This window comes from Pseudonocardia sp. HH130630-07, from assembly GCF_001698125.1.
GTDB lineage: Bacteria > Actinomycetota > Actinomycetes > Mycobacteriales > Pseudonocardiaceae > Pseudonocardia.
The window spans coordinates 4,829,227-4,854,959 of record NZ_CP013854.1 but is presented as its reverse complement, the minus strand read 5'-3'; the positions used below and the strand labels follow the sequence as shown (position 1 = coordinate 4,854,959).

25 protein-coding genes are annotated in these 25,733 nt (G+C 75.1%); 10 read left to right on the top strand and 15 right to left on the bottom strand.

Annotation, left to right across the window (positions count from 1 at the left end):
- Positions 1-27 precede the first annotated feature (27 nt).
- A complete protein-coding gene (locus tag AFB00_RS23090) occupies positions 28-1,338 on the bottom strand; it encodes an ABC transporter substrate-binding protein (protein WP_197519628.1) in 1,311 nt (436 codons plus the stop codon).
- A 59-nt stretch (positions 1,339-1,397) separates the two neighbouring features.
- Entirely contained in the window at positions 1,398-2,717 is a 1,320-nt protein-coding gene (hisD, locus tag AFB00_RS23085) for a histidinol dehydrogenase (protein WP_068798932.1), read from the bottom strand.
- Positions 2,718-2,871: 154 nt separating this feature from the next.
- On the opposite strand from hisD, the gene AFB00_RS23080 reads away from it, so the two are divergent.
- The 5 genes from AFB00_RS23080 to AFB00_RS23060 all read left to right on the top strand — a co-directional run bounded on the left by AFB00_RS23080 (position 2,872) and on the right by AFB00_RS23060 (position 7,920).
- Positions 2,872-3,933 carry a C40 family peptidase gene (locus AFB00_RS23080; RefSeq protein WP_068798931.1) on the top strand — a complete coding sequence of 354 codons (1,062 nt, stop codon included), beginning with the start codon at positions 2,872-2,874 and terminating at the stop codon, positions 3,931-3,933.
- Positions 3,934-4,027: 94 nt separating this feature from the next.
- On the top strand, positions 4,028-5,245 hold the full coding sequence (locus AFB00_RS23075; protein ID WP_068800591.1) for a hypothetical protein: 1,218 nt from the start codon (positions 4,028-4,030) through the stop codon (positions 5,243-5,245).
- The gene (locus tag AFB00_RS23070) at positions 5,242-5,898 is read left to right on the top strand and encodes a precorrin-8X methylmutase (RefSeq protein ID WP_068800590.1); all 657 of its coding nucleotides are present in this window, start codon (positions 5,242-5,244) and stop codon (positions 5,896-5,898) included. The genes AFB00_RS23075 and AFB00_RS23070 overlap by 4 nt, the downstream gene beginning before the upstream one ends.
- Positions 5,895-7,442 (top strand): precorrin-2 C(20)-methyltransferase, encoded by a 1,548-nt coding sequence (locus AFB00_RS23065; protein WP_068798930.1) that lies wholly within the window; start codon positions 5,895-5,897, stop codon positions 7,440-7,442. The genes AFB00_RS23070 and AFB00_RS23065 overlap by 4 nt, the downstream gene beginning before the upstream one ends.
- 19 nt (positions 7,443-7,461) lie before the next feature.
- On the top strand, positions 7,462-7,920 hold the full coding sequence (locus tag AFB00_RS23060) for a GNAT family N-acetyltransferase (protein WP_068798929.1): 459 nt from the start codon (positions 7,462-7,464) through the stop codon (positions 7,918-7,920).
- Here AFB00_RS23060 and AFB00_RS23055 read toward each other — a convergent pair.
- Complete coding sequence (locus tag AFB00_RS23055) at positions 7,842-8,525, bottom strand: HAD-IA family hydrolase (RefSeq protein WP_231974043.1); 684 nt, start codon at positions 8,523-8,525, stop codon at positions 7,842-7,844. The two genes, AFB00_RS23060 and AFB00_RS23055, sit on opposite strands and share 79 nt — an antisense overlap.
- 27 nt (positions 8,526-8,552) lie before the next feature.
- Positions 8,553-9,329: a cobalt-precorrin-6A reductase gene (locus tag AFB00_RS23050; RefSeq protein WP_231974042.1), complete on the bottom strand. Its 777-nt coding sequence runs from the start codon at positions 9,327-9,329 to the stop codon at positions 8,553-8,555.
- Positions 9,330-9,347: 18 nt separating this feature from the next.
- Between AFB00_RS23050 and AFB00_RS23045 the strand changes: the two genes are divergently transcribed.
- The gene (locus AFB00_RS23045; RefSeq protein WP_068798926.1) at positions 9,348-10,010 is read left to right on the top strand and encodes a haloacid dehalogenase type II; all 663 of its coding nucleotides are present in this window, start codon (positions 9,348-9,350) and stop codon (positions 10,008-10,010) included.
- On the opposite strand, the gene AFB00_RS23040 is transcribed toward AFB00_RS23045, so the two are convergent.
- The 4 genes from AFB00_RS23040 to AFB00_RS23025 form a co-directional block, all read right to left on the bottom strand.
- On the bottom strand, positions 10,011-11,180 hold the full coding sequence (locus tag AFB00_RS23040; protein WP_068798925.1) for an ROK family protein: 1,170 nt from the start codon (positions 11,178-11,180) through the stop codon (positions 10,011-10,013). It lies immediately after the preceding gene.
- Positions 11,181-11,207: 27 nt separating this feature from the next.
- The gene (locus AFB00_RS23035) at positions 11,208-12,710 is read right to left on the bottom strand and encodes a sugar ABC transporter permease (RefSeq protein WP_442965824.1); all 1,503 of its coding nucleotides are present in this window, start codon (positions 12,708-12,710) and stop codon (positions 11,208-11,210) included.
- A gap of 65 nt (positions 12,711-12,775) precedes the next feature.
- Positions 12,776-13,549 (bottom strand): ATP-binding cassette domain-containing protein, encoded by a 774-nt coding sequence (locus AFB00_RS23030; RefSeq protein ID WP_068798924.1) that lies wholly within the window; start codon positions 13,547-13,549, stop codon positions 12,776-12,778.
- A 73-nt stretch (positions 13,550-13,622) separates the two neighbouring features.
- Positions 13,623-14,768, bottom strand: a complete 1,146-nt coding sequence (locus AFB00_RS23025; protein ID WP_197519980.1) for a sugar ABC transporter substrate-binding protein — start codon at positions 14,766-14,768, stop codon at positions 13,623-13,625.
- 263 nt (positions 14,769-15,031) lie between these two features.
- On the opposite strand from AFB00_RS23025, the gene AFB00_RS23020 reads away from it, so the two are divergent.
- Positions 15,032-15,664: an SAM-dependent methyltransferase gene (locus tag AFB00_RS23020; protein ID WP_068798923.1), complete on the top strand. Its 633-nt coding sequence runs from the start codon at positions 15,032-15,034 to the stop codon at positions 15,662-15,664.
- A 46-nt stretch (positions 15,665-15,710) separates the two neighbouring features.
- Here AFB00_RS23020 and AFB00_RS23015 read toward each other — a convergent pair whose 3' ends face one another.
- The 3 genes from AFB00_RS23015 to AFB00_RS23005 are packed head-to-tail and all read right to left on the bottom strand — an operon-like array spanning position 15,711 to position 18,204.
- Entirely contained in the window at positions 15,711-16,448 is a 738-nt protein-coding gene (locus tag AFB00_RS23015; RefSeq protein ID WP_068798922.1) for an ABC transporter ATP-binding protein, read from the bottom strand.
- Positions 16,445-17,197, bottom strand: a complete 753-nt coding sequence (locus tag AFB00_RS23010) for an ABC transporter permease (RefSeq protein ID WP_068798921.1) — start codon at positions 17,195-17,197, stop codon at positions 16,445-16,447. The genes AFB00_RS23015 and AFB00_RS23010 overlap by 4 nt, the downstream gene beginning before the upstream one ends.
- Positions 17,194-18,204 carry an ABC transporter substrate-binding protein gene (locus AFB00_RS23005; protein WP_068798920.1) on the bottom strand — a complete coding sequence of 337 codons (1,011 nt, stop codon included), beginning with the start codon at positions 18,202-18,204 and terminating at the stop codon, positions 17,194-17,196. The genes AFB00_RS23010 and AFB00_RS23005 overlap by 4 nt, the downstream gene beginning before the upstream one ends.
- Positions 18,205-18,455: 251 nt before the next feature.
- Between AFB00_RS23005 and AFB00_RS23000 the strand changes: the two genes are divergently transcribed.
- Entirely contained in the window at positions 18,456-19,253 is a 798-nt protein-coding gene (locus AFB00_RS23000) for a hypothetical protein (protein WP_068798919.1), read from the top strand.
- A 60-nt stretch (positions 19,254-19,313) separates the two neighbouring features.
- Here AFB00_RS23000 and AFB00_RS22995 read toward each other — a convergent pair whose 3' ends face one another.
- On the bottom strand, positions 19,314-19,721 hold the full coding sequence (locus tag AFB00_RS22995; RefSeq protein WP_156819687.1) for a helix-turn-helix domain-containing protein: 408 nt from the start codon (positions 19,719-19,721) through the stop codon (positions 19,314-19,316).
- Between the two features lie 124 nt (positions 19,722-19,845).
- Here AFB00_RS22995 and AFB00_RS22990 point away from each other — a divergent pair, with 124 nt between their 5' ends.
- On the top strand, positions 19,846-21,552 hold the full coding sequence (locus tag AFB00_RS22990; protein ID WP_068798917.1) for a choline dehydrogenase: 1,707 nt from the start codon (positions 19,846-19,848) through the stop codon (positions 21,550-21,552).
- Between the two features lie 87 nt (positions 21,553-21,639).
- On the opposite strand, the gene AFB00_RS22985 is transcribed toward AFB00_RS22990, so the two are convergent.
- Positions 21,640-21,825 carry a DUF7455 domain-containing protein gene (locus tag AFB00_RS22985; RefSeq protein WP_068798916.1) on the bottom strand — a complete coding sequence of 62 codons (186 nt, stop codon included), beginning with the start codon at positions 21,823-21,825 and terminating at the stop codon, positions 21,640-21,642.
- 390 nt (positions 21,826-22,215) lie between these two features.
- Here AFB00_RS22985 and AFB00_RS22980 point away from each other — a divergent pair, with 390 nt between their 5' ends.
- Positions 22,216-23,085 carry an EamA family transporter gene (locus AFB00_RS22980; protein WP_197519979.1) on the top strand — a complete coding sequence of 290 codons (870 nt, stop codon included), beginning with the start codon at positions 22,216-22,218 and terminating at the stop codon, positions 23,083-23,085.
- 27 nt (positions 23,086-23,112) lie between these two features.
- Here AFB00_RS22980 and AFB00_RS22975 read toward each other — a convergent pair whose 3' ends face one another.
- Together AFB00_RS22975 and AFB00_RS22970 are read right to left on the bottom strand one after the other, a co-directional pair.
- Positions 23,113-24,843, bottom strand: a complete 1,731-nt coding sequence (locus tag AFB00_RS22975; RefSeq protein WP_068798914.1) for a DEAD/DEAH box helicase — start codon at positions 24,841-24,843, stop codon at positions 23,113-23,115.
- A gap of 157 nt (positions 24,844-25,000) precedes the next feature.
- Positions 25,001-25,621: a class I SAM-dependent methyltransferase gene (locus AFB00_RS22970; protein ID WP_068798913.1), complete on the bottom strand. Its 621-nt coding sequence runs from the start codon at positions 25,619-25,621 to the stop codon at positions 25,001-25,003.
- Between the last annotated feature and the right edge of the window lie 112 nt (positions 25,622-25,733).

Sequence of the window (25,733 nt, the reverse complement as noted above, 5' to 3'; positions counted from 1 at the left end):
GTGGGTGGGATCGGGTTCGGGAGGGGATCAGGGCCGGTACTCGGCGAGGATCGCGGTGGCGGTCTCCTGCATCTGGCGCTGGCCGTCGGGGATCGACGTCCGGCCGGAGATCACGTCGGCCACGATCGACGTCGTCTCGGTGCTGATCCGCGACGTCCACGGGAACGGCTCGGTCGGCGGCGCCTTGCCGATCGACTCGAGCTGCGCCTCGGCGAACGGGCTGCTGTCCGGGGTGACCATGCCCTCGCGGGCCGGGAACGCACCGGGGACCGCCGCCTTCGACGACTCCGGCCCGACCGCTGCGGCGATCATCTGGAACAGCAGGTCCTTGTCGTTCTCGGAGTTCGCCGGGATCGCCCAGCCGTCGACCGACAGCGTGTTGTAGAGCGTCTCCCCGCCGTCGAGCGACGGCGGCGGCGCGAACGCCATGTCCGCCGCGAACTGGTTGTTCTCCGGCAGCGTCAGGTCCTGCATCCGGCCGCTGAACATGATCGACATCGCCGCGGAGCCGTTGTACATCTGCTGCTGCACGGCCGGCTGGGCGAACGTCGTCACCTGCGGATCCATGTAGGGCAGCAGCGAGCGGAGCTGTTCGAACGCCTCCGCGGCCTGCGGGGTGTCGAAGTTCGGGCGCCCGGTCTCGCGGTCGACGTAGTCGGTGCCCAGCGACCCGAGCGCCGCGTCGTAGGCGGTCGCGATGTCCGAGCTCGCCAGCAGCGGCAGCGCCAGCGGGTAGCGGATGCCGCCCTCGTCCTGGATCCGGGCCGCGACGTCGCGCAGCTCGGCGAACGTCCGCGGCGGCGTCAGGCCGAGCCGGTCGAAGACGTCCTGGCGGTAGGCCATGACGTACATCTGGGCCTGCATCGGGATCCCGTAGAGGGTGCCGTCGTAGGACAGCGCCGCACGCATCTGCGGGTTCAGCTGGTCCAGCGCCGTCTGGGCACCGAAGCGCTCGACCTGCTCGTCGAGCGGGGCGAGCTTGCCCTCCGAGGCGTACTCCGGCAGGACGAACCCGTAGGTCGCGAGGATGTCGTAGGTCCCGTACCGGCCGGCCAGTGTGGCGATCGTCTTCTGGCTCTGGCCCGCGAAGTCGATCGGCTCGTGGTGCAGCGTCACCTCGTCGTTCGAGCAGCTGCGCACCATCGAGTTGGTGAACGGGTCGATCGCCGAGGAGTTGTAGGCCAGGACGTTCACGTCGACGGCCGAACTCTGCGGCGGGAGGTCGCAGGGCACCAGCGTCGCCGTGGCGGCCGGGGTCCGCGACCCCGCACCACAGCCGGCGAGCAGCAGGGCCGTGACCACGGCGAGAGCGGCCACGGCCGGGCGTCGTGCGCGCATCCTGCCTCCTTCTCCATTGAAGTACATACGCATGCGCGATGCGGGAACGGGACGGTCGATCAGTCGCGGATCGCGTCCAGCCGGAGCTGGGCGCTGTCCCGGTGACCGACCAGCTGCTCGAAGTCGGCGACGGTGACCGTGGGCTCGGCCTGGGCGCGGGTCGCCTCCCGGGTGGCCCGCTGGTAGGTGAGCTGCTTGAGGAAGCCGGCCACCGACAGGCCGCCCGAGTAACGGGCGCCGCGGGTCGTCGGCAGCACGTGGTTGGTCCCCGACATCCCCTTGTCCGCGTAGACGACGGTGGACCAGTTCCCGAGGAACAGCGACCCGTAGTTGTGCAGCCGGTCGAGCCACCAGTCGAGGTCCTCGGCGATGACCTCGAGGTGCTCCGGGGCCAGGGTGTCCATCACCGTGGCGACGGTCTCGCGGTCCTCGGCGAGGTAGATCGTGCCGTGGTCGCGCCAGGCGGCACCGGCGATCTCGGCCGTGGCGAGCCCGGCGAGCTGCTTCTCGATCTCGCGCGGGACCTGCTCGGCGAGCCGCTCGGACGTGGTGGCCAGCGACGACGGCGAGGTCGGCCCGTGCTCGGCCTGGGCCAGCAGGTCGGCGGCGACGACGGCGGCGTCCGCGGTGTCGTCGGCGATCACCGCGACCTCCGACGGCCCGGCCAGCACGTCGATGCCGACCCGCCCGTACAGCTGCCGCTTGGCCTCGGCGACGTAGGCGTTGCCGGCCCCGACGATCATGTCCGACGGGACCCCGTCGAGCAGGCCGAAGGCCATCGCGGCGAGCGCCTGGACACCGCCGACGGCGTAGACCGACTCGGCACCGCTGATCGACGCCGCGTAGAGCACGGCGGGGTGCGGCCGCCCGTCACGCGAGGGCGGGGTGGCCGCGACGACGTTCGGCACCCCGGCGACCCCGGCCACGCCGACGGTCATGAACGCACTGGCCAGCAGCGGGAACCGGCCGGCGGGGAGGTAGGCACCGACGTTCTCGACCGGGACGAAGCGCTGGCCGCAGACCACACCGGGCAGCACCTCGGACTCGAAGTCCTGCAGCCGCTCGCGCTGCATCGCCGCGAACCGGCGGGTGCGCTCGGACCCGGCGTCGAGCGCCTCGCGCAGGACCGTCGGCAGCTCGTCGCCCGAGCGCGCCAGCTCCTCCCGCCCGACCAGCAGGTCGGTGCCGGTGAAACCGTCCAGCTCCCGGGCGTAGCGCAGCACGGCGTCCATTCCACCGGACTCGATCGCCGCCAGCATCTCGGAGACCGTGGCGACGACGGCCGGATCGCGCAGGTCGGCGGTGTCGGCCACGGCCGGCGCCTTGACCACACGGACCGGGGACCCGATGCGCCGGAAGTCGGCTTCACTCAAGTGCATACGCATACACTAGGGCCGCGGCCACCGTCTGACAAGACCGGATACCCGTCACCGGGCCGGGGGAACCCGGCGTCGTCCCCGGCGCGCCGTGCGCGGCGGAGGGCCGGCCCGGACGGACACTGCCGGGCACAGCGGCCGATCCGAGGAGAGCCCCGTGCCCGAGACCCCGCACCGGCCCCGGGCGCGCCGCGTCCGGACCGCCCTCGGCCCCGCGTGCCTCGTGCTGGCCGCGATGCTCGCCGGGACGGCCGCCACGTCGGCACCACGGGACGTCCCCGGGCCCACGGGCGCCGACGACGCCGTCGTCGGGGTGTCGGTCGCGACCGTCTGGACCTCCCCGGCCAGCCCACGGCCCCGGGACGGCGCCGCGGTCTCCGCCCCGGCCGATCCGGCCGGGTGGCTCGGGTCGATGACCGTGGCCGACCGCCTCGAGCTGACGACGGCGTCCCGCACCCAGACCCAGGTCCTGTACGGGACGCGGGTCCGGGTCCTGGAGCGCCGCGGCGACTGGTCGCTGGTCGCCGTGCCGGACCAGCCCAGCGCCAAGGACGGGCGCGGCTACCCGGGCTGGATCCCCGCCGCGCAGCTCGTCGGCGACGGGGCGTTCGGCGGGCTCGCCGCGACCCTGCCGAGCGGGACCGTCGACGGCGTCGCCACCACGTGGCTCTACGCCGACGCGGACCGCACCGAGCGGATCCGTGAGCTCAGCATCGGGACCCGGCTGCCGGTCCGGGCGGGCACCCCGGACTCCGTCCAGGTGTCGCTGCCCGAGGGCGGCCGCGCCTGGCTCGACGCCCGTTACGTCCGGATCGGCGGCCCCGGCGCCGACACCGACGGCACGGACGACGCCGACGCCACGACGGGTGCCGACCTGGTCCGCACCGCCCGGCTGTTTCTCGACCGGCCCTACCTGTGGGGCGGCCGATCCGGGTTCGGTCCGGACTGCTCGGGGCTGACCGGCCTGGTCCACGCGCTGCACGGGATCACGATCGGCCGGGACGCCTCCGACCAGGCCCGCGCCGGACGGCCGGTGCAGCGCGACGACCTGCAGCCCGGTGACCTGCTGTTCTGGGGCTCCCCCGCGACGCACGTGGCGATCTACGCCGGCGACGGCACGATGATCGAGGCCCGGGACGCCGCGACCCCGGTCCGGGTCGCCCCGGTGCGTTTCGACGAGGGCTACTCCGGCGCCCGGCGCCACCTGCCCGGCTCCTGACCCCGCGGACCGCTGCCGGCGACCGGCCCGTGTGACCGATCCCGCCGCCCCGCTCGCAGGCCCCGCACGGCCCGGTGTGCCTACAGTGACCGGCGTGCCGACGACCGCCCGTTCCCGCACCGACGCCTGCCCCGGCGTCGTCTCGCCGCACCCGGCGGCGGACGGGGCGCTGGCCAGGGTCCGGCTGCCCGGCGGGGAGATCGGGGCGGGCGCCCTGCGCGCGGTCGCCCGGCTCGCCGTCGACGCCGGGGACGGCGCGGTGCACCTCACCTCCCGCGGCAACCTGCAGCTGCGCGGGCTCGACCCGGCCGACCCGCGCCCGGTCCGCAGGCTCACCGCGGCCGGGCTGCTGCCGTCGGTCCCCCACGAACGCGTCCGGAACGTGCTCGCGTCGCCGCTGTCCGGGATCACCGGCGGGACCGCCGACGTCCGGGGTCTCGCCGCCGAGCTGGACCGCGGGCTCTGCGCGCGCGCCGAGCTCGCCGCGTTGCCCGGGCGGTTCCTCGTCGCGTTCGACGACGGCCGCGGCGACGTCGCCGCCGAACGGCCGGACCTGTGCTGGATCGCCCGCACCCCGGACGAGGGCGAGCTGCTCGTGGCCGGGGCGGCCACCGGCCTGCACGGCCCCCCGGCCGATGCGCCCGGCCTGCTCCTCGACGCCGCGACCGCGTTCCTCGACCTGCGTACCGGGACCACCGCCGGACCGGCCGCCACGGCCTGGCGCGCGGCGGAGATCCCGGACGCCGCCCACCGCATCGCCGTCGCGCTGCGGCCGGGCGCGGGGCGGGTCGCGCCCGGTGCGGGCACGGGCGGCCCCCGCCCGGACGGCGACGGTGCTGCGGGCGAGCCTCCGGTCGGGTGGCTCGGCGGCGGTGCGCTCGGGGTGGCGCCGGTCCTCGGTGAGCTGTCCGCCGACCAGGTCGAGGCACTCGCCGGGGCCGCCGACCGGCTGCTGGTCACCCCCTGGCGGAGTCTCGTGCTGCCCGGTGCCGGGCCCGGTGCCACCGCGACCCTGCGTGCGGCCGGGCTGGTCGTCGACCCGGGCCATCCGGCGCTGCGGGTCGGCGCGTGTGCGGGGTCCCCGGGGTGCGTGAAGTCCCTGGCCGACGTCCGTGCGCACGCCAGGGACCTGATCGCGCTCGGGCCCGTGCGCCCGGTGCACGTCGCCGGCTGCGTGCGCCGGTGCGGCGCCCCGCACACCCCGCACGCCGCCGCCGTCGCCACCGGCGAGCGGACCTACACCATCGACGGCACGGCCCGGCCCCTGTCGGCCCTGTCCGCCCCGTCAGACCGACCGAGGAGCCACCGCTGAGCGGCGACGAGCACAGCCCGACCACCGACTACCTCACCGACGGCGCGGAGATCTACCGGCGCTCGTTCGCGACGATCCGCGCCGAGGCCGACCTGACCGGGCTCCCGCCCGGGATGGCCGACGTGGCCGTCCGGATGATCCACGCCTGCGGGCAGGTCGACCTCACCGCCGACATCGCCGCGTCCGCGGGCGTCGTGCCCGCCGCGCGGGCCGCACTGCGGGCCGGCGGGCCGATCCTCTGTGACGCCATGATGGTCGCCGCCGGCGTGACCGCGGCCCGGCTGCCGGCCGGGAACGAGGTGCTCTGCCTGCTGCGCGACGCCCGGGTCCCGGAGCACGCGCAGCGGATCGGCAACACCCGCTCGGCCGCCGCGCTGGAACTGCTGGCGGACCGCTTCGAGGGCGCGGTCGTCGCCGTCGGGAACGCCCCGACCGCGCTGTTCCACCTGCTCGACCTCGTCGACCGGGGCGCGCCGCGGCCGGCCGCGGTCATCGGGATCCCGGTCGGGTTCGTCGGCGCCGTCGAGTCCAAGCAGGCGCTGGCCGCCCGCACCGACCTGGAGCACCTCGTGGTGCACGGCCGCCGTGGCGGGTCGGCGATCACCGCGGCCGCGCTCAACGCGCTGGCGCACGAGCAGGAGATCATCGCGTGACCGGCACCCTCTACGGCGTGGGGCTGGGTCCCGGGGACCCCGAGCTGACCACGATCAAGGCGGCCCGGTTGATCCGCGACGCCGACGTCGTCGCCTACCACTCGGCGCGGCACGGGCGCTCGATCGCCCGCCGGATCGCCGAGCCGCACCTGTCCGGCACGGCCGTCGAGGAGGCGCTGGTCTACCCGGTCACCACCGAGACCACCGACCACCCGGGCGGCTACCAGGGCGCCATCGACGAGTTCTACGCCGAGGCCGCCGCCCGGCTCGCGGTGCACCTGGCCGCCGGGCGCGACGTCGTCCTGCTCGCGGAGGGCGACCCGCTCTTCTACGGCTCCTACATGCACATGCACAAGCGCCTCGCCGGCCGGTTCCGCACCGAGGTCGTCCCCGGTGTGACCTCGATCAGCGCGGCCGCGGCGGCGCTCGGCCAGCCGCTGGTGGAGCGGGACGAGGTGCTCACCGTGCTGCCCGGGACGCTCCCCCGCGCCGAGCTGGCCCGCCGGCTCGCCGGGACGGACTCGGCCGCGGTGATGAAGCTGGGCCGTACCTTCGGCACGGTCCGCGACGCACTCGCCGACGCCGGCACCCTCGACCGGGCCCGCTACGTGGAGCGGGCCACCATGGACGGTCAGCGCACCGGCGACGTCGGCGACGTGGACCCGGCCGACGTGCCGTACTTCGCGATCGCCCTGGTCCCCGGCGAGGTCGCGGCCTCGGTGCCGGAGGACGCCCCGGGCCCGGCGCCGGCCGGCACGCCGGTCACGCAGGCGCCACCCGGACCGGGCGAGGTCGTCGTCGTCGGGACCGGGCCGGCCGGGCGGGACTGGCTCACCCCGCAGGTCGCCACCGCGCTGGCCGGGGCCGACGACCTCGTCGGCTACGGCCCCTACCTGGACCGGGTCCCGCCGAACCCGCGCCAGACCCGGCACGCCTCGGACAACCGGGTGGAGTCCCAGCGGGCCGCGCACGCCCTGGACCTGGCCGTGTCCGGGCGACGGGTCGCCGTCGTCTCGGCCGGCGACCCCGGGGTGTTCGCGATGGCCACCGCGGTGCTGGAGGTGGCGTCCGAGCCGGCCTACCGCGACGTCCCGGTCCGGGTGCTGCCCGGGCTCTCGGCGGCCCAGGCGGTCTCGGCGGCGGCCGGCGCCCCGCTCGGGCACGACCACGTCATGCTGTCGCTGTCGGACCGGCTCAAGCCGTGGGACGTGGTCGCGGACCGGCTCCGCGCCGCCGCGGCGGCCGACCTGGCGATCGCGATCTACAACCCGCGGTCCTCGGCCCGGCCCTGGCAGGTCGGCGCGGCCCGCGACGTGCTGCTGGAGCGGCGCGACCCGGGGACCCCGGTGGTGCTCGGGCGCGACGTCGGCGGCGCCGGCGAGCGGGTCGTCGTCACCACGCTGGGCGGGCTGGACCCCGAGCAGGTCGACATGCGCACGCTGGTGATCGTGGGTTCCTCCACGACCCGGGTGGTGGAGCGGCACGGCGGCCCCGTCGTGTTCACCCCGCGCCGGTACGGCCCCGGCGGTACCACGACCGGCTGAGCCGCTACTGTCCGCGTCCGTGACGACGGTGCGGCGGCTCGGGCCGGACGACTGGGAGTCGGCGCGTGCGGTCCGCCTCGCGTCCGTACGGGACGCCTTCGGCGAGCGCAGCGAGTTCTACCGCGAGCAGTGCGCACTGGCGGAACCGGCCTGGCGCCGGGTGCTCGCCGAACACGCCCGGTTCGGCGCGTTCGACGACGACACGCCGGTCGGGACCGCCTGCTGGCGCCCGCAGGGCGACGGCGAGGGCCTGCTCTACGGGATGTGGGTCGATCCCGGCGCGCGGGGCACCGGGCTGGCCGCCGAGCTGGTCGACGCCGTCGTCCGGGTCGCACGGGAGCACGGGCACCGGCGGCTGGCGCTCAAGGTCGAGCCCGGCAACGCGCGGGCCCGGGCGCTCTACCGGCGCACCGGGTTCCGGGACGACCCGGCCGGCTCCGAGGGGCTCGTCGTGATGGTGCGGGAGCTGCCCGGCTGAGCGGCGCCGAGCCCCAGCAGCCCGGCGAGCTCGTGCAGGTCGGCGGGACGCAGGTCGCCGTCCAGGCCGCGCAAGGCCGCGGTACGCGCCCCCGCCGCCCGGCCCGCGGCGAGTCCCGCCTCCGCGTCCTCGACGACGAGACAGCGCCGCGGGTCCACACCCAGCGCCGCGGCGCCGGCGAGGTAGCCCTCGGGATCGGGCTTGCCGCGCACGATGTCGTCACGGGCGACGAGGACCGGTGCCGCGATCCCGGCCGCGGTGAGCCGGGCGACGGCCAGCCGGCGCTCGGCACTGGTCACCACGGCCCACGGGACGCCGGCCGCGTCGAGCGCCGCGAGCAGCTCGTGCGCGCCGGGCAGCGCGTGCACGTCGTCGAGGTCGGCGCACTCCAGGTCGAGCATCCGCGCGACCGCGGCGGCGTGCGCCGGGCCGTCCAGGTCGGGCCGGAGCAACCGCACCGTGACGTCGCTCGGGACGCCGTGCTCCACAGCGTCGAGCGCGGCCGGTGACACCCCGTACTCACGCCCCCAGGCCGCCCAGGTCCGCGCCACCGCCGCGTCCGACCCGACCAGCGTGCCGTCCATGTCGAAGAGCACCGCGTCCACCCACACCCCTTTCCTCGTCGGGCGAGCTTACCGGGGAGCAGGGCTCGCGAACACCCGGGCCAGTGCCGCGGGCAGGTCCGGCACGACGTCGGCACGATCCACGCCCGCGGGCAGCGGCGGCCGGTCGACCACCACAACGGGCACGCCGCGCTCCCGGGCCGCCACCAGCTTCGGCGCGGTCGCCTCCCCACCGGAGTCCTTGGTGACCAGCACGTCCGGCCGGACCCCGGCGAACAGCGCACGCTCGGCGTCGAGATCGAACGGGCCCCGGCCGAGCAGCACCGTGTGCCGGGCGGGCAGCGGCGGTGCCGGCGGGTCGACCGCGCGGATCCAGAATCCGGCGTCGACGCCGGCGAAGTGGGCGAGCCCGCCGCGGCCGGTCGTGAGCAGCACCCGCCCCGCGGTGCCGGGCAGCAGTGCGGGCAGCAGGGCCGCTGCCGTCGCGACCGACCCGGTGCGGTGCCAGCGGTCCCCCGGACCCTCGGCCCAGCCCGGGCGGCGCAGCACGACCAGCCCCACCCCGGCCGCCCGGCAGGCGGTGACGGCGTTCGCGGTGATCCCGGCCGCGAACGGGTGCGTCGCGTCCAGCACCGCTCCGACCCGCTCGGCGCGCAGGTAACCGGCGAGCCCCTCCGCACCGCCGAAACCGCCGATCCGGATCTCCCCGTCCGGCAGCCGCGGGCTGCGCACCGCCCCGGCCAGCGACGACACCACCCGGATCCCGGGACGCCCGGCCAGCGCGGCTGCGGCGGCGCGGCCCTCGGTGGTACCGCCGAGGACGAGCACCGTGCGGGGAGCGCTCACACCGTCCAGGGTAGTGCGATGGCCATCTCGACCGTGGTGTTCGACGTCAACGAGACACTCTCCGACCTCCGGCCGCTGGCCCGGCGGTTCGCCGCACTCGGCGCACCGGAGTGGCTCGGCGACCTGTGGTTCGCGAGCACGCTGCGCGAGGGTGTCGCGCTCGCGGCCGGCGGTGAGCTGCGCACCTTCGCCGAGATCGGGACGGCCACGGCGGCGGACCTGCTGCACCGGCACGGCGTGCCCGACCCGGACGACGGCGCGCGGCAGGTGCTGGAGGCGTTCACCGCGCTGCCGCTGCACCCCGACGTCGGGCCGGGCGTCGCGACGCTGCAGGCCGCCTGGCTGCGCCTGGTCACCCTGTCCAACGGGGCCACCACGGTGGCCGGACGGCTCCTCGGCGACCACGGCCTGCGCGACGCGTTCGACCTGGTCCTGTCGGTCGAGGACGCCGGGGTCTGGAAACCCGCGCCCGCGGCCTACGGGTACGCGCTGCGCCGGTGCGGGATCGACCCGTCCGAGGCGGTCATGGTGGCCGTGCACCCGTGGGACCTGCACGGCGCGGCCCGGGCGGGCATGGCGACGGCGTGGGTCGACCGCTCCGGCGGCACCTACCCCGCGCACCTGACGGCGCCGACGTTCACCGTCGCGGCGCTGCCGGACCTGGCCGCCCGCCTGGCCTGATCAGACGGCCTCCAGGACGGGTTCGAAGGCCAGCTCGGCCGCTCCTACGAGCGCGCCGTCCCGGCCGAGCGGGGACACCGCGATCCGGGTCCCGCCCGCCGCCCGGCTCACCATGCTGCGCCGCTCCACCTCGCAGCGGACCCGGTCGACCACCGGCGCGGGCAGCGCGCCGAACAGGTTGCCGAGCACGAGCAGCTCCGGGGCCAGCACGTTGACCACCGTCACCAGCCCGGCCGCCATCCACCCGGCGAACCCGCCGAGCAGCTCCTCGGCCCGGCCGGGCACCCCGGCGAGCGAACGCAGCTCGGCGATCAGCACCCCGCGGGCGGTGTCCTCGGGCAGGCCGAGCGCCCGGCACAGCGCCGGCTCCCCGACCTCGGTCTCCCAGCAGCCGCGGGACCCGCAGAAGCAGTCCCGCCCGTCCGGACGGACGAGCAGGTGCCCCAGCTCCCCGACGTAGCCGCCGGTACCGCGCAACGGCCGTCCGCCGGAGACGACGCCGCCGCCCACCCCGACGTCGGCCGACAGGTAGACCATGTCGGGCACGTCGCGCCCCACCCCGCGCAGGTGCTCAGCCAGCGCACCGGACTCGGCGTCGTTCGCGACCTGCACCGGGCGGCCCAGCACGGACGCGAGCCGGGTCCCGAGCCCGACGTCGCGCCAGCCCAGGTTCGGGGCCTCGTGCACGAAGCCGTCGGAGCGGCGCACCACCCCGGGCACCGACACCCCGACGCCGTGCTCGGAGACCCCGAGCTCGTCGCGCAGCAGCTCGGCGGACTCGACGAGATGGGTGATCACCTCGCCGGGCAGCCGGGTGGTCCGGTGCAGGTTCCAGCTGTGCCGCCCGAGCACCTGCCCGCCGATCCCGACCATCGCCAGCGCGACCTGGTCCACCCGCACGTCGACGGCGAGCACCACCGCGGCCTGCGGCTCCGGGAGCACGAGCAGCGACGGCCGGCCCGCCCCGGACCGCTGCGCCGGCACCGCCTCGGTGACCAGGCCGGTGTCGGCGAGCCCGTCCACCACCGCCTTGATCGTGCTGCGGTTGAGCCCGAGCTCGCCGGCCAGGGTGGCCCGGGTACTGGGTCCGTCGACGTGCAGCCGGCGCAGCAGCGCGGTCCGGTTGTGCCGGCGCGCGTCGTCCGGGCGGGTTCCGGTCGGGGTCGTCACCTGGTCTTCGTCACCTGATCATCGCCACTATCGCCCGGTGGCCGCCGAGCGTCGCCGGGACAGCACGTCGACGGCCGCGGCCAGCAGCAGCACCAGACCGGTCACGACGAACACGACGGCGGCCGGCTGCTTGAGCAGGCCCAGTCCGTTCTGCACGGTCGCCAGCACGGTGCCACCGATGACCGCGTTCGAGATCCGGCCGCGCCCGCCGAACAGCGAGGTCCCGCCGATCACCGCGGCACCGACGGCGAACAGCAGCGTGTTGCCGCCACCGGCCGCCGGGTTCACCGACCCGATCTTCGAGGAGTAGACGATGGCGCCGACCGCCGCGAACGCCGTCGCGATGACGAACACCGACGCCCGGATGCGGACGACGTCGATCCCGGCCCGCCGGGCCGCCTCCCGGTTCCCGCCGACCGCGTACACGTGCCGGCCGAACCGGGTCCGGTCCAGCACCCAGGTGCCCAGCACCAGCAGGACGAGCACCAGCGGCACCACGTAGGGCACCCCGGCGATCGCGATCACCCCCGGCGAGCGGTCCTGGGTCAGCGCGAAGGTGGCCAGCCCGCCCAGCACGACCACCGCCCCGATCTTGATCAGCACCAGGCCGGTCGGCCTGGCCACCAGGCCACCGCGCAGCCGGGACCGCTGACGGACCAGCTGGATCACCGCGTAAGCGCTTGCGCCCACGACGAACAGTACCCAGGAGGCCGGGACCGACAGGTTGCCGTTGGCCACCGCGTTGATCAGCGGGTCGCGCAGGGCCAGCGTGCCGCCGTCCCCGATCAGCTGCAGGATCACGCCCTGCCAGGTGATGAACAGGGCCAGGGTGACCACGAAGGACGGCATCCCGACCCGGGCGACCAGGAAACCGGTGAGGCAGCCGATCACGACGCCGACACCGACCGCGATCCCCATCACCGTCCACGGCGTCGCCGGGACGCCGATCACCAGCACCGCGGCCGTCAGCAGGCTGACGACGGTGCCGGCCCACACCCGGACCAGCGCCGCGAGCCCGGCCGCCACGACCATCACGATCACCAGCAGCACGAACACGACGGTGCCGGTCGCGCCGAGGACGTTGCCGTCGTTGACCAGGTGCAGCGCCATCAGCGCCGCGGCGAGCCCGGACGCGGTGCCCGCCGCCAGGTCGATCTCGCCGGTGAGCAGGACGAAGACCAGGCCCATCGCGATGATCGTCGGGCCGGCGCCCTGCTGGAGCAGGTTGGCCAGGTTGAGCAGGCTGGCGAAGGTGCCGCCGGAGTCCAGCACGGTGAACAGCACGAACAGCGCCGCCAGGCCGAGCAGCGCGGGCAGCGAGCCCAGCTCCCCGGCGCGCAGCCCCTTCAGGTAGGCGACGACCGCCTCACCGGTGCTGCGGGCGGTGGTGTCGATGCCGAAGTCCGCGGCCCGGTTCGCGGGGTTCGCCCGCTGCGCCGCGCTGCGCGGTTCCTCGGTGGCGTCGGTGGGCTCGGTGGCGGGCGCGGCGGGGTGCTGCTCGCGCTCCGGTGCGGGTGACCGGTCGGTCACGGTGTCTCCTCCCGGTTGCGCGTCGTCGGTCGGGGTGGCGGGGTTCTGCTCGGGACGGTCGGCCACTAGACGGCCGCCGACTCGGGCCGGGCCAGGCCCAGCTCGCCGGAGCGCCCGGCGGTGATCAGCTGCACGACCTGGGAGTGGTCGACCTCCGACGTCGGCACCTCGGCGACCATCCGGCCGAGGTACAGGCAGGCGACGCGGTCCGAGACCTCGAAGACGTCGGCCATGTTGTGGCTGATCAGGACGACCGCGAGCCCCTGCTCGGCGAGCCGGCGCACCAGGTCGAGCACCTGGCGGGTCTGGGCGACGCCGAGAGCCGCGGTCGGCTCGTCGAGCAGCACGACGCGCGAGTCCCACAGCACCGACTTCGCGATCGCGACGGTCTGCCGCTGCCCGCCGGACAGCGACGCGACCGGGGTGCGGACCGAGGTCACGGTGCGCACCGACAGCGACGCGAGGGTGTCCCGCGCCGCCTGCTCCATGGACGCCTCGTCGAGCATCCACGGGCGGCCGCGTTCGCGGCCGAGGAACATGTTCTGGACGATGTCGAGGTTGTCGGCGAGCGCGAGATCCTGGTAGACGACCTCGATGCCGAGCCGTGCCGCGTCGGTCGGGGCGTTCAGCGTGACCGGGGCGCCGTCGAAGACGATCTCGCCGTCGTCGATCGGGTGGATGCCGGCGACGCACTTGACCAGGGTGGACTTGCCCGCCCCGTTGTCGCCGACGAGTGCGGTGACCTCTCCGGCGCGGACCGACAGGTCGACTCCGTGCAGGACCCGCACGGCGCCGAAGCTCTTGTTCACCCCGCGCAGGGACAGGATCGGTTCGGCCATGGCCGTACCTCCGGGTGGGATACCGGGCCGCGGCGGGAGGTCGTCCCGCCGCGGCCCGGTGGTCGGGTGCGGGTTACTGGATGCCGAGCTGGCCGCAGGCCTGCGCGTTCGCGCCGGTGCAGATGTCGGCGGCCTTGATGTAACCGGCGTCGGTGACCGTCTTGACGTTGTCCTTGGTGATCAGCTGCGGCTCGAGCAGCACGGACTTCACGTCCCGGTTGCCGTCCGGGTCGTTCACCGTCTGGGTGGCGACGGCGTCGGCACCCGCGGTGTCACCCTTCGCCAGCGCTCCGGCCAGCTTCGCCGCCGCGTCGGCCTCCTCCTGGATCGGCTTGAACACCGTCATGTACTGGTCGCCGCGCAGGATCGCGGCGAGACCGTCGGCGGTGGCGTCCTGGCCGGTGACCGGGACCTTGCCGTTGAGGCCGTACTTCGCGAGCACCGTGACGACCGATCCGGCCATGCCGTCGTTGGCGACGGCCACGCCGTCGACCTTGCCGCCGTTGCCGGTCAGGATCTGCTCGAACGTGGTCCCGGCGACCTGGTTGTCCCACTTGTCGATCGGCTGGTTCTGGACCAGCTTGTACTCGCCGGAGTCGTACTTCGGCTGCAGCGCCTTGAGCTGGCCCTGGGTGTAGAGGGTGGCGTTGTTGTCGGTCGGTGCGCCCTCGATCTGGATGATCTGCGCGCCCGGCTTGGCGCCGACGCCCTGGATCAGGCCCTGGCCCTGCAGCTCGCCGACCTTCTCGTTGTCGAACGAGACGTAGTAGTCGCTGACCCCGCCCAGGTTGAGCCGGTCGTAGTCGATGACCGGGATCCCCTGCGCCTTGGCCTTCTCCGCGACGGCGTTGCCGCCGTCGCCGCTGATCGAGGCGATGATCATGACCTTGACCCCGCTGGAGATCATCCCGTCGGCCAGCGTGGAGAACTTCTGCTCGTCCCCCTGGGCGTTCTGGATGTCCGGATCGAGCCCCTGGGCCCGCAGCGCCTTGTCCAGCATGGGCTTGTCGAAGCCCTCCCAGCGGGCCGACGTGTCGGTCTCGGGGAGGATCACCCCGACCTTGAGCCCGCCCGCGCCGCCGGCGTCACCCGCCGGGGCCTCCTGGTCGCCGCCGGCGCTGTTCTGGCCGCATCCCGCGACCGCGAGCAGCAGACCGAGGCCCGCCGCCGCGAACGCCCGCCGCAGCCGGGGACGACGCCCCGCTTCCCGCATCTTCATCGACGCCTTCTCCTCCACCGCGTTGTGGATCACCCGCCGTGTCGCACGACCGAGTGAATGTTGCGACCGCCAACGTATTCGCCGTATGCCATGTCCGACAGTCGCCTGAATCGAAACAGTTCCCCAGAGTGATGACGATTCGGTAACGGCATCGGAGGTTTGTTGTGGAGGTGGGTCGACCGGACTTGCCGGAACAGCAACGAAAATTGCCGTCCGACGCCCGGGCTCGGCAGGATCGCGGGAACCGACGAGAGGGGAACCCCATGAGCACACCACCCGACCACGACGATCCCGCCGCCTTCTGGGAGGCGGTCTACACCGGCCGCGACCCCGGCGCGGTGCCGCGGGTCAATCCCCGGCTGGCGGAGCTGGCCGCCGGCCTGGCCCCCGGCGACGCCCTCGACCTCGGCTGCGGACCGGGCGGGGACACGCTGTGGCTGGCCGAGCGCGGCTGGCGGGTCACCGCCGTCGACATCGCCGGGGCCGCGACCGACGCGCTCGCGGCCCGGGCGGTCACGGCCGGGCTCACCGACCGGGTGCGGGCCGAACGGCACGACCTGGCGGCGACGTTCCCGGCCGGTCGCTTCGACCTGGTGTCGGCGATGTACTTCCAGACCCCGTTCGAGCTGCCCCGGGACCGGGTACTGCGGACGGCGGTCGAGGCGCTGCGCCCCGGCGGCCTGCTCCTGCTGGTCGACCACGGGTCGACGGCGCCCTGGTCCTGGAACCAGGACCCGGACACCCACTTCCCCACCCCGGAGGAGGTGTTCGCCGGGATCGGGCCGGCGCCGGTGACCGTGGTGCGCGCCGACCGGCCGACCCGGACGGCGACCGGTCCCGGCGGGCAGACCGCCGAGGTCGTCGACCACGTGCTGGTGCTGCGCCGGGACGGCTGACCCCGCAGCCCCGGGCCGTCCTCAACCGCCGACGGCGGTGCCGTCCTCAGCCGCGCAGCGTCGCCAGCAGCTCCGCCTCGACCGCGGCCAGCCGCGGGTCCGTGAGCATCTCGCGGGTCCGCGGCCGCGGCAGGTCCACCGCGATCTCACGCAGCACCGTCGCCGGCCGCGCGGACAGCACGAGCACCCGGTCGGACAGGAACGCGGCCTCCCGGACGTCGTGCGTGATCAGCAGCGTCGTCCAGCCGTAGCGGGCCCGGACCGTCTCCAGCCACTCCTGCATCCCGGTGCGGGTCAGCGCGTCCAGCGCACCGAACGGCTCGTCGAGCAGCAGCACCTCCCGCCCGCCGACGACCGTGCGGAGCAGCGCGGCCCGCTGCCGCATCCCGCCGGACAGCTCGGCCGGGCGCGCCCCCTCGAAGCCGTCCAGCCCGAACGGGGCGAACAGCGCCCTGGCCCGCTCCCGGGCCTCCCGCCGGCCCACCCCGGCGACCTCCAGGCCGAGGGTGGTGTTGTCCAGCACCGTCCGCCACGGGAACAGCAGGTCCTGCTGCGGCATCAGCCCGAACGGCGCGCCGCGCACCGGGCCGCCGTCCACCTGGACGGACCCGGCGGCCGATGCGCCGTCCAGGATCCCGGCCAGCGCCCCGAACAGCGTCGACTTGCCGCACCCGGACGGGCCGAGCACCGAGACGAACTCCCCCGCCGCGACGTCGAGCGACAGCCCCGACAGCACGGGCAGATCACCGTAGGACACCGACAGGTCCCGCACCGACACCTTCACCGGTGATCACCCCGGTACCAGGGGGTGACCAGGCGCTGCACCAGGAACGTCAGGCCGAACAGGGCGACCGACAGCACCGCCGTCACCGCGACCGCGGCCAGCACCAGGTCGGTCCGGAACTGGTTCTTCTGCAGCTGCATGAAGATGCCCAGACCGGCCCGGGCACCGACGTACTCGGCGAAGATCGCCCCGGTGACCGCGTAGGTGATCGCGATCCGCAGCGCCGTGAAGAACGACGGCATCGCCCCGGGCAGCCGCACGTAGCGGAACCGCTGCCAGCGGCTCGCGCCCATCGACCGCAGCAGCGCCGTGGCCGACCGGTCGGTCGCGGCGAAGCCCTCGATCAGCCCGACGGCGATCGGGAAGAACGTGACCAGCGCGATCACCAGCACCTTCGGCAGCAACCCGAACCCGAACCAGATGATCAGCAGCGGGGCGATCGCGACCACCGGCAGCGTCTGCGAGGCCACCAGCAGCGGGGTCAGCGCCCGGCGCAGCCACGAGGAGAAGTCGACGGCGACGGCGAGGGCCCACGCGACGACGAGGGACACCGTGAACCCGACGACGGTCACCGCGACGGTCGGCAGCGTGTTCTCCCACAGCACCCCGCGGAACGCCCAGCCCTGCTCGACGACCCGCAGCGGCGAGGGCAGCACCTGCGGGCGGACGCCGGAGACCGTCACCGCGGCCTGCCAGAGCACCAGCAGCGCGACCACGACCAGGGCCGCGGGGGCGAGCCGCCGGGTCACGGCGCCAGGTACTCGTTGGTGAACCAGGTGCCGAAGTCCGGCTTCTCCCGGACCGGCGCACCGTCCGGCCCGGCGACGGTCCCGGTGTCGTAGAGGAAGCCGGAGAACCCGGCCCAGCGCTCGGGCGTCTGGAACCCGACCCGGCCCCGGTCGTCGCGCAGGTGGTCGCGGGCGAGCATCGCGGCCCCCTCGTCGAGGAGCCGGGTGTCGGTGAACGCACCCGGGTTCGCCTCGGACAGCATCCGCGCCGCGCCCGCCGGGTCCTGCGCCGCGAGCGCGTAGCCGCGCTGGACGGCCTGCACGAACGCCCGCGCCCGGTCCGGGTTCTGGCCCAGCCAGGTCGAGTTGCCGGTCAGCAGCACGTTGTAGGAGTCGGGGAAGCCGTAGTCGGTGTAGCGGAAGGTCTTCAGCGGCTCGCCGCGCAGCCGGGCCTCGATGCCCTCGACGTTGACGAACGGCTCGGTGAAGTCGGCCTGACCGGCGTAGAGCGCCTCGTAGGCCGCGCTGTTGAGCACCTCGGTCCGGATGTCGCCGCGGCCGCCGTCGTTGCGGATCACGGCCTGCATCTTCTGCACCTCGCCCGGCTCGCCGAACCCGGCGTAGACCTTCCCGTCGAGGTCGCGCGGTGACCGGATGTCGTCCCGGTCGGCGCGCACCGCGATCTCGGTGGCCCAGTGCTGCAGCACCGCCATCACCGACGTGATGTCGGCCCCGGCCGCCCTGGAGAAGGTGAACGAGCTCTGGAAGCTGATCCCGAAGTCCGCGGCCCCGCTGCCGACCAGGGTGTCCGGCGAGGTCTGGTTGTACGGCAGGAACTCGACGTCGATCCCGGCGTCGCGGAAGTAGCCGGCCTGCTGGGCGGCGAACAGCCCGATGTGGTTGGTGTTGGGGGTCCAGTCCAGCGCGACGCGGATCGGCTGGTCCCCGCCGGATCCTCCGGCGCTGCAGCCGGACAGCGCGAGCACGAGTGCGAGCAGCAGGACGACGGGCCGGGCACGTGCCGACACGGGAGGCCTCCCTACGCCGGTCTCAACCGGATCAGGTTCGAACGGTCGGCGGCCGGTCCTGCCGCCCTCTCAGCCTCGGTGCGCGGGCTCCCGCGGTACGCCGACCACCGTACGCGGCGGCGCCGGACGGGTGCCGGTCACCCGTCCGTGGTCGTCGGTGCGCCGCCGGGGTGCCGGTTCGCGACCTGATCGTTATCCTCGTGCGGCGAACGGGCGACGCTGCGCAGGCGCGGCAGGGAGGGGACGAGGAGATGACGCCCGATCCCACCGCCGCGCTCGTGCGGGTGGCCCTGCAGGCCGGTGCGACGTCGGTGGCGAACGTCGACGTGGCCGCGATGCTGTCCGGGATCTGCGTCGCGCTCGTGCCCGCCGCCCGCGTCGGTGGAGCGGTGCTGTCGCTGCGCGAACCGGCCGATCCGCGCGACCCCGAGGAACGACGGGTGTTCGGCTCCGACACCGCCGCCGTCCATCTGGGCACGCTGCAGCGCCGGGCGGGATCCGGCCCCGGTCCGGACGCCGAGCGCGACGACCGCGTGGTCCGCACCCCCGATCTCGCCCGCTGCGCACCCCCGGCACTCGCCGCCACGGCGACGGCCTGCGGGCTGCGGCGGTCGCTGACCGTCCCGGTCCCGGTCGCCGGGCGGGTCGCCGGGACGCTGCAGGTGTTCGGCCGGGGCGCCCCGGCCGGCCCGCTGCCGCCGGAGCTGGCCGACGCGCTGCGCCCGGTGGTGACGGCGCTGGCCGCCCGGATCGCCGACGTCCGGGAGATGGCCCGGCTGGCCGACGCCGCGGAACGGACCGACCGGGCGGCGGAGGGATCCGGCCCGCCGCGGGGCGGTGCCGCTGCCCCACGGGGCGACGGTGCCGCTGCGCCGCAGGGCGGGGACCCGTGCCCGGCCGATCCCACGATGCCCCTGCCGCGACGCCCGTTCGGGTCGGCCCGGATCCCGCCGCTGCCCGCGCCGCGGGTCCCCGCCCCCCGCGACGAGCGCCCCGCCGGACCCCGGGTGCCCGCCCAGCGCCGCCCCCGGCACCGCCGCCCCGGCTGAGCCCCGGCGGCCGCCTGCGACGCACACCACCTGTGCGAGCCCTCACATCCGCCGGACGGGCTAGCGGGCGTCCGCCTCCAGCTGCTGGTGTTCCTGCAGGTATGCGGACACGCGTTGCCTGCTCACGCCGAACAGCCTGCCGATGCCGGAGATCGTCTCGCCCTCGGCGTGCAGTGCCACCGCCTCCTCCCGGCGGAAGCGGCCGCCGACGGCGCCGAGACCGTCCAGCGCACGGGTGATCGTCTCCACGATCAGGGGACGCTTCTCCCGCGGCACGATCTCCTGCCAGGTCAGACCGTCCTCGCGCATCTGCTGGAGCTCGCGGACCCGCTCCCGGGCGGACTCCAGATCGGTGATCGAGGCCTCGATCTGGGCACCGAGCGCAGCCAGGGCGGCGTCCACGTCCACCGTGCGGGGCACGCGGGTCCCGCGTACCCCGGCGTTATGATCGACCGGCCTCCTCGTCACGGGACCGAGCCTACGGGTCCCGCGTCACCCGTCGGTGGTCAGCGCGTACCGTGGGTCGACGCAAGGGGGGTTGCTCCCTCGAACGGGTCAATACCGGCGTCCGGCCGGAAACTGGAGGAAAGGGATGGCGCGGTACGACGTCGTCATCGTCGGCGGAGGCTCCGCCGGTGCGGTGCTGGCCAACCGGCTCAGCGCGGACCCGGCCCGCTCGGTGCTGGTCCTGGAGGCCGGGCAGCCCGACCACCGCTGGGACCCGGTGATCCGGATGCCGGCCGCCCTGTCGCACGCCTGGGGCAACCCCCGCTACGACTGGTGCTACTCGACCGAGCCCGAGCAGGGCCTCGACGGCCGGCGCATCGCCGTGCCGCGCGGGAAGGTCCTGGGCGGCAGCAGCAGCATCAACGGGATGGTCTACCAGCGCGGCAACCCCGGCGACTACGACCGGTGGGCCGAGGGCCCCGGTCTGTCGGAGTGGAGCTCGGCGCACACCCTGCCCTACTTCCGGCGGCTCGAGCGGCGGCTGTCCGAGCACCGCATCGCGCTCGACGCCGACGGGGCCGGCCCGCAGCTGCTGGAGCGGGCACCCGCCGTCGGCACGCTGAACGACGCGTTCCTGATCGCCGCGGGCCAGGCCGGCCACGCGGTGCTCGACAGCACCAACGGCCGGCGCCAGGAGGGTTTCTCCCGGACCGAGCGGACCATCTTCCGCGGCCGCCGCTACTCGGCGACCGACGCCTACCTGCACCCGGTCTCGGCGTCGCGGCCGAACCTGCGCGTGCGCACCGGGGTGGCGGTCCGCGAGCTGCGCTACGACGCCCGCGGCACCCGGGTGACCGGCGTCCGGTACCGGTCGGCGGACGGCCTCACCCACGACGTCGACGCCGGCGAGACCATCCTGTGCGCCGGCGCGATCGCCACGCCGCAGCTGCTGCAGGTCTCCGGGATCGGTGACCCCGCGCACCTCGCGTCGCTGGGCGTCGAGGTCCGGGCCGAGCTGCCGGGTGTGGGTGCGAACCTGCAGGACCACCTGGCGATCCACCTGCAGCACTCCTGCCTGCGCCCGGTCTCGCTGTCCACCCACCGGCGGGTGCACCGGCTGCCCGGTGCCGCCGCGCGCTGGCTGGTCTCGGGGACCGGGATCGGCGCCAGCAACCACTTCGAGATCGGCGGCTTCGGCTCGACCTCGCAGGCCGCGGGCATCCCGGACGTCATGATGCTGTTCGCCCCGGTCGCCATGCGGTTCGCACCGGACGTGCGACCGGCCGGGCACGGGTTCGAGATGCACGTCAGCGTGATGCGGTCGGAGGCCCGGGGCACCGTGCAGGCCGTGTCCCGCGACATCGCCGTGCCGCCCCGGCTGCGGATGAACTACCTGGCCTCCGGGAGCGACCGCAGGCGCTGGACCGAGGCGATCGGGCTCGCCAGGGAGATCCTGACCCAGCCCGCGTTCGCCGGGCTCGACGGCGGGGAGACCTTCCCCGGTCCCGGGGTGCGCACCGACGAGCAGGTCCTCGAGTGGGTGTCGCGGCGGGCACAGAACGGCCTGCACCCGACGAGCACCGCGCGCATGGGCACCGACCAGGGCGCCGTCGTCGATCCCGCCACGATGCGGGTGCACGGGATGGCCGGGCTGCGGGTCGTGGACGCCTCGGTGTTCCCCGACGTCCCGAACTCCAACACCTACGCACCGGTCATCATGGTCGCGGAGCGCGCCGCCGATCTCGTGCTCGGCGCCACCCCGCTGGCACCGGAGCCGCCGCGGCCCGCCTACCGGCTCCCCCGGCCGGGAACGCGCGCGACCGACGGGCTGGTCCGGGCCGTCGACGCCTGAGCCCGCACCGCACGACGCGAGAGGGGCGGGGATCCGGTCCGGATCCCCGCCCCTCTCGTTCGGCGCCTGGTCAGTTCGGGCCGGGCCTCACTCGCCTCCCTGCACCTCCACGCCGGACGCGCGCAGCTTCTCGGCGTGGGCACGCCCGTGGTGGTTGCAGAAGAGGAGCTCCCCACCGGAGGGCAGGATCGCGCGCACCTTCGCCGCCGCACCGCAACGGTCGCAGCGGTCGGCGAGGGTCAGTTCGGGCCGGGTCAGCGTTTCGGGCTGCATAGCGGTCTCCCTCCGTCGCGGCGAGGGGGCCTCTGGCGGCCCCTCCGCCGTATCACCGTGACGACCCCGCATGGCGGGTCGCCCACACCTAAACAGACGCTCGAAGCCCCTGCACGTGTTCCCGGGGTGCGTCGCGACGATCGTCACGTCCGGATCTCTCCGGCCGGGCCGATGACGCCGCGATGTACCCGCGGTGACAGATTGCGTATGAAGTTGACTGCGTGTGAATCATGCGGGCCACGCTCCGGTCATGCAAGCACGCTACGGTAAACACGGAGTGTCGCCGCGCCGGGCGCCGGTCACGGTGTCCCCTACCGTGTGGGTGTGGCTGCTCGCTCGATCGGTGCCCGTCTCCCCGCTCCGCTGCTCTTCCTCGCCGGCGGCATCTCCATGTACGTCGGCGCAGCACTCGCCGTCGGCCTGTTCGACCGTGTGGCACCGGCCGCGGTCGCCGAGCTGCGGCTGATCGGCGCGGTCCTGGTGCTGCTCGCGTGGCACCGCCCCGGTCGGGCCGCGTGGCGCGGCGTCCGGCTGGCCCGGGCAGCGCTGTTCGGACTGGCCACGGCCCTGATGAACGTCGCGTACTACGAGGCGATCGCCCGCCTGCCGCTGGGCACCACCGTGGCCATCGAGTTCGTCGGCCCGGTGCTCGTCGCCGCCGTGGCGTCCCGCCGGTTCCGGGACTTCGGGGCCGTCGGGCTGGCCGCGCTCGGTGTCCTGCTGATCGCCGACGTCCGCTGGGCCGGCAGCCCGGAGGGCGTCCTGTGGGCGCTGGGGGCGGCCGCGATGTGGGCCGCCTACGTCCTGCTGGGCAAGCGGGTCGCCAGCGCGGGCAGCGGGATCGACGACCTGGCCACCGGGTTCACCGTCGCCGCCGTCGTGCTGCTCCCGCTGCTGCTGCTCGGCGGGCCGGACGCGCCGGCGGCGTTCGCGCTCGCGAACCTCGCACCGCTCGCCGATCCGGGGGTGATCGCCCTGTCCGTCGGGCTGGGTGTGCTCTCCTCGGTCGTGCCCTACGTGCTCGACCAGGTCGTGCTGCGCCGGGTCGGCCAGGCCCGGTTCGCCGTGCTGCTGGCCCTGCTCCCCGCGACGGCGACCATCGTCGGCCTGGTGCTGCTCGCGCAGCTGCCCGGGGCGCTGGAGGCCGTCGGCATCCTGCTCGTGGTCGCCGCCGTCGCCCTGCGGTCCAAGGACGGCGACGAGCCCGTACCCGACGCGCTGCCGGTCGCCGGCCCCGCCGGGGAGCCACCACGCCGCTGACCGCCCGCGCGGCCCGCACGGAGCCGCTCAGCGCCAGGAACGCAGGGTCGCGATCCGTTCCTCGAGCTGCTCGATCGTCGCCATCGCCACCGGCGGGCCCCCGCACGACTTGCGCAGGTCGTTGTGGATTGCGCCGTGCGGCTTGCGGGTCTTGTGGTTGTGCAGCGCCACCAGGGTGTTCAGCTCCTTGCGCAGCGTCTGCAACCGCTCCCGGACGCTGACCGGCCCCCGCTCGGACGGCGGGGGCGGGGTCGGCTCGGTCGCCGGCGTCGCCCTGGCCTGGGCGCCGGTGCGCGGGGACCCCTTCGCGATCCAGTCCGCCTGCCGCTTGGACAGCAGCGTCCGCACCTGGTCCGGCTCGAGCAGCCCGGGCAGCCCCAGGTAGTCCTCCTCGTCGGCGGAGTACGTGGTGCCCTCGTAGATCAGCTGGTCCAGCTCGGCGTCGGCGCCCAGCGAGGTGAACGCCTTCTCCTGCTCCCCCGGCTCGTCCTCGGTCCGGTTCGCGGCGTTGAGCTCCGCGTCGTTCCAGACCTCCTCCGGGCGCTGCGGCTTGCCGAGGACGTGGTCGCGCTGCGCCTCCAGCTCGCTGGCCAGGCCGAGCAGCACCGGCACGCTGGGGACGAACACCGACGCCGTCTCCCCCGGCCGCCGCGACCGGACGAACCGGCCGATGGCCTGGGCGAAGAACAGCGGGGTCGACGCCGACGTCGCGTACACCCCGACCGCCAGCCGCGGCACGTCGACGCCCTCGGACACCATCCGCACCGCGACCATCCACCGCTCCGTCGAGCGGGCGAACTCGCCGATCCGCTCGGAGGCGCCCGCCTCGTCGGAGAGCACCACCGCGGGCTGGTCACCGGTGATCCGGCGCAGGATCGCGGCGTAGGAGCGCGCCGTGGTCTGGTCCGAGGCGATGACCAGCCCGCCGGCGTCGGGCATCCCGCCGTCACGGTGGCTCTGCAGCCGCCGGTCGGCCGCCGCCAGCACCGCCGGTACCCAGTCGCCGCCCGGGTCGAGCGCGGTCCGCCAGGCCATCGCGGTCTGCTCGCGGGTCAGCGGCTCGCCGAGCCGGGCCGAGATCTCCTCACCGGCGCTGGTCCGCCAGTTCGAGACGCCGGAGTAGGCCAGGAACACGACCGGCCGCACGACGTTGTCGGCGAGCGCCTCGCCGTAGCCGTACAGGTGGTCGGCCCGCGAACGCGGAGCGCCCTCACCGTCCGGGACGTACTCCACGAACGGGATCGGGCTGTCGTCGGACCGGAACGGGGTACCGGTGAGCGCCAGCCGCCGGACGGCGGGCTCGAACGCCTCGTAGACGCCGTCGCCCCAGCTCTTCGCGTCACCGGCGTGATGGATCTCGTCCAGGATCACCAGCATCCGCCGGTTCTCGGTGCGGTTGCGGTGCAGCATCGGGTGCGCCGCGACACCGGCGTAGGTGATCGCGATGCCGTGGTAGTCCCGGGACGTCCCGCCCGCGGAGTTCCGGAACTCCGGGTCGATCGAGATCCCGGCGGCCACCCCGGCCTCGGCCCACTGGTACTTCAGGTGCTCGGTGGGCGTGACCACCGTCACCGCGTCGATCACCCGGTCGCGCAGCAGCTCCGCGGCGACCCGCAGCGCGAACGTCGTCTTGCCCGCGCCGGGCGTCGCGACCGCGAGGAAGTCCCGCGGTGCGGTGGCCAGGTAGCGGGCGAGGGCGCTGCGCTGCCAGGCGCGCAGCGGGCGGGTCTCCGGCGACACGAGCTGGGCTTGCGACACACGTCTCCCCTGGTCCGTGGGTCGTTCCCGGGCGGGAACCTGCAGGACCCCGCGGCGTCTCGCGGTCGTCGACGACCCGGCTGCGGGGCGTCGGCCAGGATATCTCTGCGCCCACCGCGCCGGCTCGGGTGGGCGCACCGGCCCGGCCGAGCACAGGTCAGGGCACCTGCCGGGGCCGGCGGGCGGTCAGGACGAACGCCGGCGGCAGGTTCGCCAGCACCGAGCGGCCGACGACCACCTCCTCGAACGCCTCCGCCAGCCGGTTCCGCAGCCGCCGCGCCGGCGGCAGGGCCCTCGTGCAGGTGTACCCGAACTGGGTGAGCGCGCCGGCCGGGTGCAGCGAACCGGCGATCACGTCGGTCAGCCGGGGCCCGCGGGCCGGGTAGGCGGCCCAGGGCAGGCCGGACACGACGACGTCCGCGGCGCCGATGTTCCGTTCGGCCAGCAGGTCCGGCAGTCGCGCCGCATCGGCCACCACGACGTCGACGTCCGGGTGGGCGCGCTGCAGCAGCCCGGCCAGCCGCGGGTTCAGCTCGACGGCCATGTGGTGCCCGCGCCCGCCCAGCCGGTCGGCGATCACCCCGGTGAGCGCCCCGGTCCCGGCGCCCAGCTCCACCACCACCGGGTCCCCGGTGTGCGGCACCGGGGCGGTGGCGGCCCGGGCCAGCGCCGGGGAGCTGGGCAGGAAGGACGCGGTGCGCAACGGGTCGCGCAGGAACTCGTGCAGGAAGGCGCCCGCGCCGGACGCTGCCGCGGGCGGGACGGTGACGGTGCTCATCGGGCTCCCGGTTCGGGCGGAGGGGTCGGTCGACCGGCCGGCAGCCGGTCACCCGGCCAGGTTGCCCCGCCCGGGTGACGGCGGGCCGACGGCGGGGTGAACGCGTCCGGGC